Origin of the sequence: Halorubrum aethiopicum (assembly GCF_001542905.1) — an archaeon.
Taxonomy (GTDB): domain Archaea; phylum Halobacteriota; class Halobacteria; order Halobacteriales; family Haloferacaceae; genus Halorubrum; species Halorubrum aethiopicum.
On record NZ_LOAJ01000001.1, the window covers coordinates 2299355 to 2313357 of the forward strand.

Genomic DNA, 14003 nt, shown 5'->3' on the forward strand with positions numbered 1-14003 from the left:
GGTCGGAGCCGCGGGTTCAAGTGACCACCCGCCCGACCGAGGGTATGAGCGATCCCGACGCGGACTCGCCGGACGCCGGGTCCGACCCGGCAGTCGCCGCGAGCGACGCGACGCTGGCCGACTCCCACACCGAGATGACCGAGATGCTCCTGCCGAACGACACCAACAACCTCGGCCGGGCGCTCGGCGGGGCGGTGTTACACTGGATGGACGTCTGCGGCGCGATAGCGGGCATGCGCTTTTCGAGCCGACAGGTGGTCACGGCGTCGATGGACCACGTCGACTTCATCGCGCCCATCGAGATGGGCGAGGTCGTCGTGATCGAGGGGTACGTCTTCAACACCGGGCGGACGAGCCTCGACGTGAAAGTCGAGGTCCACGCCGAGAACCCGCGGACCGGCGAGGAGCGTCGCACGACCGCCTCGTACTTCACGTTCGTCGCGCTCGACGAGGAGGGTCGACCGACCGAGGTGCCGGACCTCGCGTGCCCGACCGACGCGGAGGAGGCCCTCCGGACGCGCGCCGTCGAGGGACGCCGCGAACAGCTCCGCGAGGTCGTCGAGCGATACGACCTCTAACCGGTGGATCCGGGGGCGTCGGTCCGGACCGTCGCCCCCTCCGCGTCGTACGCGCGGGCCACGCGGTCGATCAGGTCCTCGAGGCTCGCCGCCGCCGAGAGGTGGCTCGAACAGCCGCAGTCGGACGCGCCGAACCCGTCGACCGGTCCCGACGGGAGCCGCGCGGCCACCGCGCACTCGGCGTCGACGCCCGGCGCGTGGACGACGCGGTCGATCCGCGCGTCCGTCTCGCCCAGCAGGTAGTCGACGTGCCAGTGGCGAACGTCGTGGTCGCCGCGGGCGGTCCGGCGGTGGCGTCGGACGCGCGAGAACCCGCCGGAGCCGAGCGCGCTGCCGGTGTACGCGTACGCGCCGGCGGGAAACCCCTGATCGCCGAGCGCGCCGACGGAGACGGTCGCGGAGGACGGGAGGTCGACGAGGAGGGTGTAGGTCCCGCCGACGGCGGCGGCCGGGAGGTCGCGATCGGGTTCGGTCCGCACCGGCTCCGCCCGCGACGACGCGGCCGCGTCCGGGTCGGACACGGTCTCAGGCGGTCGGTTCCGGCGCCTCGCTCGCGGCCGGCCGGAGCGTCTCGACCAGACCGGCGGCCTCGTCGGTGAGGTCGTACTCGTCGTGGAAGTCGTCGGGGTCGCGGTCGCGCCCCGACAGCGCGCCGACGACGCCGGCGATCCGGTCGTAGTTGTCGCGGACGAGCCCGCCGACGATCCCCGGCGTTCCCGCCCGTTCGGCGAGCTCCTCGGCCGCCGACCGCCCGGCGTACACCCTGCGCTCGTCAGGGTCGACGAGCACCATCGCGAACGGCCGCGCGCCGAACTGCGCGTCGAGGAACGGGCCGACGGGGTCGGCCTCCCACGGCACCGCTTCCACGTCGTCGAGCCGGCGGAGCGCGACCGCCGCGATCGAGCAGTACGGGCAGTCGCCGTCGAAGATCAACACCGGCGACCCGGCCACGTCGGTCATGCTCGGTCGTACGGTCCGGACGAACTTAAGCGGTGAACACCGCCGGGAGGGCACCGCCCGTTCGGATCGCCTCGCTCCCGCCCCGACCGCGTTCCGCGCCTCGCCGCCGCGATCCACTGAAGGGGGCGAGTTCCGTACGCGGGGTATGTACTTCCCCGACGCGAACGACTGGGACCGACGCGATCCCGACGCGGTCGGGCTCGACCCGGAGGCGGTCGCGGCCGCGGTGGACTACCACAAACGCAACGGCACGCCGCACGAGCAGGTCAACTACGACTTCGCGGACCACGAGACGTGGGACGAGGCCGAGGGCGAGCACGGTCGGCGGATCGGGCCGCATCCCGTGCGTCGCGGCGGTCCCGCCGGCGTCGTGCTCAAGGACGGGTACCTAGTCGCGGAGTGGGGCGACACTCGCCGCGTCGACCAGACGTTCAGCGTCGCCAAGAGCTTCCTCTCGGCCGTCGCGGGGATCGCCTGGGACCGCGGCGAGATCGACGACGTCGACGACCGCGTCCGTGCGTACGTCGACGACGGCGGGTTCGAGGGCGAGCGAAACCGGGCGATCCGGTGGCGGCACCTGCTCCAACAGACCAGCGAGTGGGAGGGAACGCTCTTCGGCAAGCCCGACGCGGTCGACCGGAACCGCGCGGTCGGGAAGAGCGACGACGCGCTCGACAAGTCGGAGACGCGCCCGCTCCGGGAGCCGGGGACGTTCTGGGAGTACAACGACGTGCGGATCAACCGGCTCGCGTTGTCCCTGCTTCGAACGGTCGGCCGTCCGCTCCCCCGCGTGCTCGCCGAGAACGTCATGCGTCCGATCGGCGCGACCGACACGTGGGAGTGGCACGGGTACCACAACTCGACGGTCGACGTGGACGGGACGACGATGCGCAGCGTCTCCGGCGGCGGCCACTGGGGCGGCGGGCTGTGGATCTCCGCCCGCGACCTCGCTCGGGTCGGGTTGCTGTACCTCAACGACGGGAGCTGGGACGGGAAGCGACTGGTCTCGGAGGCGTGGGTCGATGCCTCGACCGAACCGTGCGACGTCAACGAGAACTACGGCTACCTGTGGTGGCTCAACACGAACCGGGCGCTGTGGCCCAGCGCGCCCGAGTCGGCGTACGCCGCGCTCGGCCACGGGCAGAACACCGTCTGGATCGATCCCGAACACGACCTCGTCGTCGTGCTCCGCTGGCTGAAGTACGATGACGGGGATGACGGTGACGGGTACGACGAGGATGACGGCGACGGGTACGACCAGGACGGCGGCGACGGCCACGACGACGGAACCGACGCACAGCGGGAGCAGGACCGGTTCTACGCGAAACTGCTCGACGGACTCGAGTGAGCCGTCGGGTCGATCGATCGGGCGCTCCGCGGAACGGCCCGGTCAGTCCGCCTGCGCCTCGTCCCGCTCGGCCTCGGCCTCGATCTCGGCGTCCGCCACGACGCCGTGGGAGATCGCGTCGCCGGTGTCGTCGTCGAACAGGTGGATCCGCGCGCGGTCGAGGACGATCTCGACGTCCTCCTCCTCGCTGATGTCGGTCGCGGGATCGACGCTCATCAACAGCCCCTGGCGCTCCTCGAAGTCGGTCATCCCGCCGTCGTCCGACGGGTCGAGGATCGGCTTGAGGTAGACGAAGATCTCGTCGCCCATCGGTTCGAGCACGTCGGTCGTGACGGAGAACGTCCTGCTCGGGTCCGCGGCCTCGGCGCTGTTGTCGGCGAGGTAGAGGTCCTCCGGACGGATGCCGAACTCCACCGCCTCGCCGGACGCCACGCCGTCGATCGCGGCGGTGTCGAAGGAGACGGAGTAGCCGTTCGCGTCGAGGGTGCCGTCGCCGACGGTCGCGTCGACGAAGTTCATCGACGGCGACCCGATGAAGCCGGCGACGAACCGGTTGGCCGGCTGGTTGTAACAGACCAGCGGCGGGGCGATCTGCTGGAGCTCCCCCTTGTTGAGGACGGCGATGCGGTCGGACATCGTCATCGCCTCCGCCTGGTTGTGCGTGACGTAGATGATCGTCGTGTCCAGCTGCTTGTGGAGCCGCTGGAGCTCGGTCCGCATGTTGACGCGGAGCTTGGCGTCGAGGTTCGCCAGCGGCTCGTCCATCAGGAACACGTCCGGGTCACGGACGATCGCCCGCGCGATCGCGACGCGCTGGCGCTGCCCGCCGGACATCTCGCTCGGCATGCGGTCCAACATTCCCTGGAGCCGGACGACCCGCGCCGCCTCCTCGACGCGCTCGTCCATCTCGTCCTGCGGGAAGTTCCGCAGCCGCAGGCCGAAGGAGATGTTGTCGTACACGTCCATGTGCGGGAACAGCGCGATGTTCTGGAACACCATCGCGATCCCGCGGTCCTTCGGCGGGAGGTTCGTCACCTCGCGGTCGCCGATCGTGATCGTCCCCGACGTGGGCTTCGTGAGCCCCGCGACCGTCTCGAGGGTCGTGGACTTCCCGCAGCCCGAGGGACCGACGAGACAGATGAACTCGCCGTCCTTCAGGTCGAGGTTCATGTTGTCGACCGCCGTTACGTCGTCGTACTGTTTCGTGACGTCCGTGAGTTTGACTCGTGCCATGGTTACTCCTTGAGTGCCCCCTGCGTGAGGCCGCTGATGATCTTGTCCTGTGCGACGACGACGAGGATCGCGACCGGGACGATCGCGATCAGGCTCGCCGCCGCCTGAAGGTCGTACCGGACGGTGTACTGCGTCTGGAACGCGATGACGCCGTCGACGACCGGCGCCCACTCCGCGGCGCTGTTGCCGGTCATCAGGAAGGAGAAGAAGAACTCCGTGTACACCGTGATGAAGGTGAGGATGCCGGCGGTCGCGACGCCGGGAGCCGAAAGCGGCATGATCACGCGGAACAGCGCGCCGATCCGCGTCGTTCCCTCGACCCTGGCGGCCTCCTCGAGGCCGTCCGGGATCTGGCCGTAGAACGTCGTCAGGATGAAGATCGCGAGCGGCATGGTGAACGCGCTGAGGGGCGCGACGACCGCGCCGGGCGTCCCGTATATCTCCACCGGGAGGGTGAAGAGGCCGAGCATCGGGACCTGCTGGTTGAACGCCCGGAACAGCGGAATGAAGAGCGTCGCCGGCGGGAAGAAGCTGAGCACCAACAGGGCGAAAAGCAGCGGGGTCTTCCCGCGGAACTGTAGCCGCCCGAACGCGTACCCGGCGAGGCTCGCGACGAGGAGCACGAACACCGTCACCGTGAACGCGTAGAACAGGCTGTTGAACATGAACCGCGCGAACGGCACCTGCTGGAAGACCTGAACGAACGCCGACAGGTCGATCGTCTCCGGGAGGAGCGGGATGTCGGTCTGGCCGGGCGGCGCCATCGCGACGTTGAACAGCCAGTACAGCGGGAAAAGCGAGGTCGTCAACAGGACGCCGCCGAGGAACACCAACATGACGGCGTACGCCTTCTCGGGGTTCCGAATCCAGTCGTCGGCCCACCGCTGGATGGGCGACCGGTTGTCGTCGTCCGACTCCGCTCCCGATTCGTCTCCCGATCCGTCGAACGTTTCCGCGTCCTCGTGGTTGCGTGCGTCGATGCTCATGTTATGCTAACCCCAGGCTCTGGTTGCTCCGCCGGATGAATCCGAGGTACACCATGATGAACAGTCCCACGACGATGGCTATCAGCACGCTCACGGCGGCCGCGGAGCCGTACTGCGTCGCGGAGCCGAACATCATTTGGGTGACGAGACACGTCATCGACGGGACGGTCGAACAGCCGACGGTGGTCGACTCGATGATGCCGTACACCCGGAGCGCGCCCATCGTCCGGAACAGCATCGCGACCATCAACACCGGGAACACCAGCGGGAACGTGATGTAGCGGAACCGCTGCCACCGCGAGGCACCCATCACGTCCGCCACCTCGTACAGGTCCTGGTTGACGCTCTCTAAGCCCGCCAGGATCAGCAGGGCCATGAACGCCGAGGTCTTCCAGATGTCCGCAACCGTCACGATGACGAAGCCGTCGAAGGTCGTGTTGAGGGGGAGACTCGAGAAGATCCCGAGCTGCTGGAGCGGCTCGGTCAACAGGCCGTAGCCGGGCCGGAAAAGCAGGAAGAAGATCATCCCCTGGATGACGATGGGGATCGCCCACGGGAGGATGATGAGCAGGCGGACGAGCCGCCGTCCCTTGTACTCGGCTTTCATCAGCATGGCGTAGAGGAAGCCGAGGAGCGTCTCGCCGGTGACGCTCAACACGGCGAACCCGATCGTCATGAACAGCGCCTGTTCCAGGATCGGCGTCTCGAAGGAGGGGTCGACGAACGCCGCCGGAGCCAGCGCGTTGGTGTTCGTGAGCAGCCGGACGTAGTTTTGAAGCCCGACGAACTCCCCCAGGCTGCCGCTGGCGATCACGTCGGCGAAAAACGACATCCTGATCGCCGAGGCCAGCGGCCAGAACGCGAACAGCAGCAACACGAGGAACCCCGGAGCCAACAACAGGTACGCGTACGCCTGTTCGCTCAGGTTCTCCGTCCACGTCGCGAGCCCCGACAGGACGCCGTCTCCCCCGGCCGCCGTCTCCGTTCTGCCCTGTTCAACTGCCACGGCGCTCGACACCTCCGGTGACTGCCCGCCGTTGTGGTACGAGCATCGCCCGCTCGTTTCTCGTGCGAATATTTATCATTATTGTATATTTCACATGTTCTCCGGCGTTCGCGACCCCGAGAGGCCGGAGGGGCCGGTCAGCCGGCCGTCCCCGTCACGACTGTTCTTCGATGGCCGAGATCTGCTCTTGCATGGCCGTCGCCGCCTCCTGTGGCGTCTGTTCCTGCCGGAGCGCCGCGTTGACCTCGCTGGCGACGATGCTCCGCTGGTTCGGCCACACCGACGTCGTCGGCCGCGGGATCAGGTTCTCCGCCGAGTACTGGAGCGCCTCGAAGTACGGCCCGTACGTGTCGCTCTCCTCGACGTAGCTGAACAGCTCCGGCTTGGGCGGCATGTAGTTCGCCGTGTCGAACTGGTGTTGGAGCACCGAGTCCTCCCACCACGCCTTGATCACTTCCTTCGCGGACGCCATGTTGTCGGTGTAGGGGTTCATCGACATGATCCAGCCGCCCTGCGCGTGCCAGGAGCCGTTCGGGCCCGCGGGCAGCGGCATCACGCCGAGCTCCATGTCCGTGTCCTCGAAGGCGGTCACCGCCCCGCCGATGGAGTAGGTCCAGTTGCGCTGCGTGACCGCGCTCCCGCTCTCGAAGGTGGACTTCGTGTCGGGTTCGATCCAGCCGGCCACTTCCTGCGGCGAGACGCCCTGGATGTCCATCGGGGCGCTGCCCGTGCCGTGGATGATGTCCACCGCGGCCTCGATCCCGTCGATCGACTCCTCCGTGTCGAGGGTGACGGGACGGTCGCCGACCGGCCCGAAGAGGTTCTCCTGGCCGCCGAAGAACGCGCCGCCCATGCTCGTGAGGAACTCGTTGAACGTACAACACGACAGGCCGGCGTAGTTGTTCCCCTGCCAGAGGTGGCCGTACTCCACGTCCGAGGTCTGCGCCTCGGAGACGATCGACGAGAACTCCGCCCACGTCGGCGGGTCGCTCCGCCACGTCTCGAAGTCCGAGTCGCCGTAGCCCGCGTCCCGCAACAGGTCCTTCCGGTAGGTGATGACCGGGTAGTCCGGGAAGACCGGAACCGAGTACAGGTCGCCCGTCTCGGGGTGGGTCCCCGTGTCGATCATCGACTGGACGCCCTCCTCCCTGACGCGGGCGATGAACTCCTCGTCCATCTCCTCCTCGAGGTTGACCAGGTCGCCGCGGACGATGAACGGGATCGTCCACCCGTTGTCAGTCAACACCAGGTCCGGGTCCGACTCCTCGGCGTTGATCGCGGTCCGGAGCTGCTGTTGCTTGCTGCCGGTGTCCTGTGGCGGCACGGTCATCTCGATCGTGATCGAGTCGGGCACGCCCGCCTCGTGGAGCGCCTCCACTATCCCGGAGTCGACGAACGCGGATCCGGAGAAGACCGTGACCGTCCCGCCGATCTCGTCGCCCGACGACCCCGTCGTCGAGCCGTCGGAGCCACCGCCGCCACCCCCGGCACAGCCCGCCAGGCCGGCGGCCCCCACCGCGCCGGCGGTCGTGAGATAGCGTCGTCTCGAGACACCACTTCCAGTGCTGTCGTCTGACATACCGCGACAGTAAGGAACGATCATTAATATAAGTGTGGGTATTTACAACGGGTGGTGTAAACGAGTATATCCGTGGCCGTCGGACGCGAGTTCGGAACGCAGATCCCGTGATACGGTCGAAAACGCGGATTCTCTTCGAGATGAGAGGAGACGACCGCCGACGCACGCGTTCCGGGCGTGCGGGACCCGCGCGTTCGGGCGTGCGGGACCGTGGACGGCGCGCGCAGTCACGCCGGTCACCGTCGTCGAGTCGGTCACCGTCGTCCAGTCAGGCACCGCCGTCGTCGCCGCTCGCGAGAGAACGAATCGGTCCTTCTGCCGCGCCCGTTCGAAAAAAGCGTGTCGTCGGAAGTCGGAATCGGTTGGATTCCGGCTCCGATCAGTGCGAGTGGCCGAGCGCGTCCTCGAGCGACTGGCCGAACCGCTCCTCGAAGAGCTCCTCCGCGGTCTCGTTCATCTCGGCGATGTCGTCGGGGACGCCGCCCTCGCTGTGGTGCGCGATGACGTGCGCCTGCTGTGCCATCGCCTGGACGATCACGTCGGTGACGACGCGGGTCGACGGCTCGCCCTGCTCGCTGAGCACGTCGACGAGGCCGGCGGGCAGTTCGAACGACTCCTCCTCGCCGTCGGGTCCGGTGACGGTGTAGGTTTCCGTGTCTCCCATACCCGCCACTCGCGGTCGGGACATAAGGGTCTGTGGAAACCGTGTTCGGGGCGCGCACGGCCGATCGGACGACGCGTGGGTCGTCGGACCGTGACGGCGAGCCGGGCTCACCCGTGGGCGGAGATCGCCCGGACGGAGAAGCCGGAGGCGGCGACCGCGAGGAGGTAGATCGCGATCGCGACGACCACGATCGACCCGCCGGAGGGGAGCTCGCCGCCGATCGCGACCGCGAACCCGCCGATCACCGACAGCTGGCCGAAGATCACGGAGAGGTACGTCGTCTCCCGGAAGCTCCGGGCGATCTGGGAGGCCGCGGCGACGGGAACAACGAGCATCGCGGCGACTAAGATCACGCCAAGCACCTGCATCGCGCCGACGACGACCACGGCGGTCAACACCACGAGCAGCGTGTTGTAGCCGGTCACGTTCAGCCGCGCGACGCGGGCCGCCTGCTCGTCGAAGGTGATGAAGAGCAGCTGTTTGTACGTGGCCGCGACCGCGACGACGACGACGACGGAGAGGGCGGCCATCAGCCGCGCGCCCTCGACGGTCACCACACCGAGGTTGCCGAAGAGGTACCCCTCGATGGCGATCCCGGTGAGTCCGCGGCCGTAGCTGACGATCAGCGTCCCGACCGCGAAGCTCCCCGAGAGCATGATCGCGATGGGCACGTCGCCGTAGGCGTCCGTGCGCTCCGTGAGCCACTGGACGCCGAGCGCGCCGACGATCCCGACGACGAGCGCGACGAGCAGCAGCGGACCCTCCCACCCGGTGACCGCGTTCACGAGGAAGCCGAGCGCGACGCCGGCGAAGGCCGTGTGCGCGAGCGTCTCGCCGATGAGCGCCATCTCCCGGTGGACGAGGAACGTCCCGACGAGCGGGGCGACCACGCCGACGAGCACGCCGGTCGCCATCGACTGCCACATGAACGGGTGTCTGAACACGTTGGTCCCGAACGCGGCGTCCATCCCGCGCCCGATCGCGCGGAAGCCGGCGTACAGCTCGCCCGCGACGGGGAGGTCCTGCGCCCAGTACAGCAGCACGAACCCGATCATGGCGGCCGCGAGGAGGGCCGTGGCGGCCACGCCCGCGAGTTCGACCAGACGGCGGCGACCGCGCGTCGGGGCGGTCGCGTCGTCCGTCGCCGCCGCGTCGGTCGTCGCCTCCGAGCCCTCGCCGGTCATGGGTGGTGGTGATGGACGACCTGCCCGGTCGCGCCGTAGGCGTCCTCGAGGGCGTCGCTCTCGACGAACGACTCGGTGTCGCCGTGGTGGTACAGTTCGGTGTTGATACACGCCACGCGGTCGGCGCGGTCGGTGACGACGCCGATGTCGTGTTCGATCAACACGATCGTGATGCCGTCGTCGTTGAGCCGGTCGAGGAGCGCGTAGAAGGCGTCCCGGGACTCGGCGTCGACGCCGACGGTCGGCTCGTCGAGCGCGAGCAGGTCCGCCTCGCTCGCGAGGGCGCGAGCGATGTACGCGCGCTGGCGCTGGCCGCCGGAGAGCTCGTTCATCAGTCGGTCCGCGAGGTCGACGATGCCGACCGTCTCCATCGCGGCCGCGACCGCCTCCCGGTCCGCCTCGCCGAGCCGGCCGTGGCCGACGTGGGCGAACCGCCCCATCGTGACGCACTCGCGGACGGTGACCGGCATCGCGCCGCCGCGGTTCGTCGCCTGCTGGGAGACGTAGCCGATCCGGCTCCCGTCGTCGACCTCGTCTATCGGCCGGTCGAACAGCCGGACCGTCCCCTCGTCGGGAGTATGGAGGCCCAGCATGAGGTGGAGGAGCGTGGTCTTTCCGGAGCCGTTCGGCCCGACGAGCCCCAGGAAGTCGCCGGCCTCGACCGTCAGCGAGACGTCTCTCACGGCGACGGTGTCGCCGTACGCGAACGTCACGTCCTCGAGTTCGATGACCGGGTCCACTGTGTGCCCCGACGTTGCGTCCGCCGAAGGTTTAGCTCTTCCATTCGGGGCGAGGACCCGATCGGCCCCGACGACCTGATCCGTCTCCATCACTCCGCGCCGAGCGCGCGCCCGAAGGCGGGGACGTTGACCTCGAGCATCTGCTCGCGGTAGCCGTACCCCGCCTCGTTCCACTCCCGCGTCGACCCGCCCGCCGGCGTCACCGCCATCGTCTCCGTCGCGCCGCTGTTCTCGACGATCGTCTCCGCGAGGTTCGTCGACGCGAACCGGTCGTACAACACCACGTCGATGTCGTTGTCGTCGACGACCGCGATGGTGTCCGCGATGTCGCTGCCGCTCGGCTCGTTCTGTGGCGACACGCCGACCGGCGAGTGGATCTCGAAGCCGTACCGCTCGGCGAGGTACTGGAAGGAGTCGTGGCCCGCGAGGACGACCACGTCGCGCTCGGCGGCCTCGACGGTGGAGGCGAACGCCTCGTCGACCTCGTCGAGTTCGGCGTTGTACGCCTCGGCGTTGGCGGCGTAGTCGTCCGCGTTGTCCGGGTCCGCCTCGCCCAGTCCGGCCGCGATCGTGTCGACGACCTCCCCTGCGAGGACCGGGTCGACCCAGACGTGCGGGTCGATCTCGCCCTCGTGGCCGTGTCCGTCCTCGCCCTCGCCCTCTTCCCCGTCGTGTGAATCGCCTTCCCCCTCGCCCGCGTGCTCGTCTTCGTGTTCCCCTCGTGTGACTCCCGGCCGTGGTCCCACGCGAGCAGCTGGTCGTCGAGACCGTCCAGGCCGTCGATGACCGCCACCCCCTCGTAGTCGGACTCGAGCGTCGACGCGATGTCCTGCGCCCAGGTGAACTCCGGAGTGTCGAAGTAGACGAACGCGTCGCTCGCGGCCACGTCGGTCGCCAGGGTCCCGCTCGGCTCCCACCCGTGTCCGAGCTGTCCCACGTCGACCGGGTTGGTGAACGTCGCGTGGTCGCCCGCGACCCGGTTCGACCAGTCGTAGAGGGGAAAGAACATCGCGTAGCCGGAGTCGAGCCCGCCGACCCCCCCGCCGGTTCCGTCTCCCGACCCGGATCCGCCGCCCGCACCGGCACAGCCGGCGAGCGACCCGGCGACGGCCGCCCCGAGGAGCCCCGCGCTCCGCCGCACCACCGATCTTCGCGTGTCGTCCATACCGATCGAAACGGCCGATTAACACAAAAGAGTTGTTATTTCATAAGTTAGAATTAATAACTCGGATCGGCTGGGGACCGTCGAGTTAACAACGCCGGAGCGGTCGCGCCCGTCACGCCTCGTCGAACGCCCGACGGAGGGCGTTCACGCGGGCTTCCCACGTCTCCCGCGAGAGACGCGCCTCGGGCGCGAACGTCTCGTAGGCGTGGTACGCGCCCGGCCAGAGGTGGAACTCCGTTTCGACCCCGCCGGCGAGCAGCCGCTCCGCGTAGGCCCGCGTCTCGTCGCGGAAGACGTCGTGGGTCCCGATGTCGAGGTACGTCGGCGGCAGCCCCGAGAGGTTCTCGACCCTCCCCGGCGCGGCGTACGGCGGGAGGTCGTCCGCACCGCTCAGGTCACCGAGGTACGCCTCCCAGGCCCGAACGTTCATCTCCCGGTCCCAGATGCCGATGTCGGTCACCTGCTCGCTCGACTCGGTGGCGTTCCGGTCGTCGAGCATCGGGTAGATCAGGTGTTGGTGACACAGGTCCGGCCCGTCCTCGTCGCGCGCGCGGAGCGCCACCGCGGCCGAGAGTCCGCCGCCCGCGCTCTGTCCGCCGATCGCGATCCGGGAGTCGTCCACGTCGAAGTCCGCGGCGTTTCCCGCGACCCACTCGAGCCCGGCGTAGCAGTCGTCGACGGGGGCCGGATACGGGTGTTCGGGCGCGAGCCGGTAGTCGACCGAGACCACGACGCAGCCGACCTCGTCGACGAGCCGTTCACAGGTGGGGTCGTCCTGGTCCAGATCGCCCAACACCATGCCGCCGCCGTGGATCCAGTAGACACACGGCAGCGGTCCCTCCGCGTCGACGGGGCGATAGACGCGGAGCGGGAGGTCCTCATCTCCCGGTCCGGGGACGGTCAGGTCCTCGGATTCGACACCCGGCCGTTCCGGCATCTCGGCCAGCATCGTCTCCAGCAACTGCGTCATGCGCTCGCGCGTGGCGGGCAGGTCGTCGAAGTCGACGACGTTCGCGAGCAGGAACTCGTCCGGGATCTCCTCGAGGGCGGCCGCCAGCTCCGGATCCATCGGCGGTAGGTCTCGTGCCATGGTACCGATCGGCTCGCTGACGCGATAAACGTCGGGATCGATCGGGTAGGTTGCCGCTACGGATCGGTCGGGTCACGGCTCGATCGGAAACGACTCCCCGGCCTACGACTCCGTCAGGTCCACCACCGTCGCGTCCGCCAGGTCGGCGAGTCGGTCGGGGTCGATCGGAAACACCGCGCTCGGGGTTCCCGCCGCCGCGTACACCGTCTCGAACGTCCCGAGCGTCGGGTCCATCACGGTCGGGACCGACTCGTCGTGGCAGATCGGCGGGACGCCGCCGATGCTCCAGCCGACGACCTCGCGGATCCGCTCGGGGTCGCCCATCGAGGCGGACGACGCGCCGAAGTGCTCGGCGACGGCGTCCAGATCGAGGCGGTTCGCGCCGCTCGTGACCGCGGCGACGAGGTCGGCGTGATCGCCGCCCGAAAGCGAGACGACGATGGTCGAGGCGATCGCCGCGGTCTCACAGCCCACCGCGTCCGCCGCGGCCGCCGCCGTCTTCGTGCCGGCGTCGAACTCCAGGACCTCGAGGTCCACGCCGTACCGGTCGTTCGCCCGCTCCGCGAACTCCGAGGCTCGCTGATGCATGCCGGATCCCGCGCGGTCGCGCGGTATCAACCCTCGGGATGCGGTGAACGTCGGACGATCCCGAAGGCGTCACCGCGAGCGTCACCTCACCGCGTCCGCGACCTCACCGCGTCCGCAACTCGTTCTTGTCCTTGATGACGCGGGCGTCGCCCTCCCCGGAGGTGACCTCGTTGACGAGGTCGTAGAGGTCGTTCTGGAGCCCGGCGGGGAAGGTGAGCACGCCGACCCACGAGCCGTCGTTCTGCCACTCCTCGCGCTCGAGGTCGCCGAACTCCCGTATCTGTGCCTGTCCGGAGCCCGCGTAGTCCGCGGGGAGTTGGACCGCCATCGTCACCTCCTCGAACCGGATGGGGATGACGGGGCGGAGCGCCTCGAGCGCGTCGTCGACCTGGTTCTCGACCGGCTCCATCGGGTCGATCTGGAAGCCCGCCTCCTCCAGCGCGCGCTCGATCCGCTCCGGCGGGTGCGGCGAGTCGTCCATCTGCGGGTTCACGGCGTTTCGCGTGATCGTGTTCACGAGCTGTCTGTGCTTTCGCTCCTGCATCTCCTCTCGCTGCTCGGCCGTGATCTGGATCTCGCCGCGCTCGACCACCTGCGGGATGATCTCCAGCGAGTCCGTCGTCCCGAAGACGGTCTCTAAGTCCTCCTCCGCGGGCCTGTCGCCCCGCGAGGCGTTCTCGAAGACGTCCTCGGCGGCGATCACCTCCTCCAGGTCGCCCTCGAACTCGCCGCGTTTCATCGCCAGCGCGGCGTCCGGGTCGATGAGGACCTCGAACCGCTCCCCGTGTGACTCCAGCCTGGCGGTCACCGCCTCGTCGAGTGATATCATACGTGACGCTACTACCCCCGCGGTAAAAAGCCTCCCGCGGCGCAGCCGGCGGC

At 68.8% G+C, this 14003-nt stretch carries 14 protein-coding genes and 1 pseudogene; 2 read left to right on the forward strand and 13 right to left on the reverse strand.

All coding sequences use genetic code 11. The annotated features are described in order from the left end of the window. Positions 1-134 precede the first annotated feature (134 nt). On the forward strand, positions 135-578 hold the full coding sequence (locus AXA68_RS10935) for an acyl-CoA thioesterase (RefSeq protein WP_066418542.1): 444 nt from the start codon (positions 135-137) through the stop codon (positions 576-578). Here AXA68_RS10935 and AXA68_RS10940 read toward each other — a convergent pair. Both AXA68_RS10940 and AXA68_RS10945 read right to left on the reverse strand, forming a co-directional pair. Further along, complete coding sequence (locus AXA68_RS10940) at positions 575-1057, reverse strand: GIY-YIG nuclease family protein (protein WP_066418544.1); 483 nt, start codon at positions 1055-1057, stop codon at positions 575-577. The two genes, AXA68_RS10935 and AXA68_RS10940, sit on opposite strands and share 4 nt — an antisense overlap. A 46-nt stretch (positions 1058-1103) precedes the next feature. Next, positions 1104-1538, reverse strand: a complete 435-nt coding sequence (locus AXA68_RS10945; protein ID WP_066416552.1) for a hypothetical protein — start codon at positions 1536-1538, stop codon at positions 1104-1106. A 145-nt stretch (positions 1539-1683) separates the two neighbouring features. On the opposite strand from AXA68_RS10945, the gene AXA68_RS10950 reads away from it, so the two are divergent. Next, entirely contained in the window at positions 1684-2886 is a 1203-nt protein-coding gene (locus AXA68_RS10950; protein WP_080505235.1) for a serine hydrolase domain-containing protein, read from the forward strand. A gap of 42 nt (positions 2887-2928) precedes the next feature. Here AXA68_RS10950 and AXA68_RS10955 read toward each other — a convergent pair whose 3' ends face one another. From AXA68_RS10955 to AXA68_RS11005, 11 genes and pseudogenes are all read right to left on the reverse strand, one after another. Further along, positions 2929-4119, reverse strand: coding sequence for an ABC transporter ATP-binding protein (locus AXA68_RS10955; protein WP_066416557.1), 1191 nt, complete (start codon positions 4117-4119; stop codon positions 2929-2931). 2 nt (positions 4120-4121) lie between these two features. Then, on the reverse strand, positions 4122-5105 hold the full coding sequence (locus AXA68_RS10960; RefSeq protein ID WP_066416560.1) for a carbohydrate ABC transporter permease: 984 nt from the start codon (positions 5103-5105) through the stop codon (positions 4122-4124). A gap of 1 nt (position 5106) precedes the next feature. Next, the gene (locus AXA68_RS10965) at positions 5107-6111 is read right to left on the reverse strand and encodes a carbohydrate ABC transporter permease (RefSeq protein ID WP_066418547.1); all 1005 of its coding nucleotides are present in this window, start codon (positions 6109-6111) and stop codon (positions 5107-5109) included. 154 nt (positions 6112-6265) lie between these two features. After that, complete coding sequence (locus tag AXA68_RS10970; RefSeq protein WP_066416570.1) at positions 6266-7690, reverse strand: extracellular solute-binding protein; 1425 nt, start codon at positions 7688-7690, stop codon at positions 6266-6268. Between the two features lie 379 nt (positions 7691-8069). Beyond that, the gene (locus tag AXA68_RS10975) at positions 8070-8354 is read right to left on the reverse strand and encodes a DUF7545 family protein (RefSeq protein WP_066416573.1); all 285 of its coding nucleotides are present in this window, start codon (positions 8352-8354) and stop codon (positions 8070-8072) included. Between the two features lie 107 nt (positions 8355-8461). Continuing rightward, positions 8462-9538 carry a metal ABC transporter permease gene (locus tag AXA68_RS10980; protein ID WP_066416577.1) on the reverse strand — a complete coding sequence of 359 codons (1077 nt, stop codon included), beginning with the start codon at positions 9536-9538 and terminating at the stop codon, positions 8462-8464. After that, positions 9535-10278, reverse strand: coding sequence for a metal ABC transporter ATP-binding protein (locus AXA68_RS10985; protein ID WP_066416579.1), 744 nt, complete (start codon positions 10276-10278; stop codon positions 9535-9537). Before AXA68_RS10985 ends, AXA68_RS10980 begins: the two co-directional genes overlap by 4 nt. Positions 10279-10367: 89 nt before the next feature. Continuing rightward, a pseudogene (locus AXA68_RS17535) lies at positions 10368-11443 on the reverse strand (metal ABC transporter solute-binding protein, Zn/Mn family). A 112-nt stretch (positions 11444-11555) separates the two neighbouring features. Then, on the reverse strand, positions 11556-12533 hold the full coding sequence (locus AXA68_RS10995) for an alpha/beta hydrolase (protein WP_066416583.1): 978 nt from the start codon (positions 12531-12533) through the stop codon (positions 11556-11558). A gap of 102 nt (positions 12534-12635) precedes the next feature. Continuing rightward, positions 12636-13121, reverse strand: coding sequence for a YbaK/EbsC family protein (locus AXA68_RS11000; protein ID WP_066416585.1), 486 nt, complete (start codon positions 13119-13121; stop codon positions 12636-12638). A 103-nt stretch (positions 13122-13224) separates the two neighbouring features. Further along, positions 13225-13950: a ribosome assembly factor SBDS gene (locus AXA68_RS11005; RefSeq protein WP_066416588.1), complete on the reverse strand. Its 726-nt coding sequence runs from the start codon at positions 13948-13950 to the stop codon at positions 13225-13227. Positions 13951-14003 lie beyond the last annotated feature (53 nt).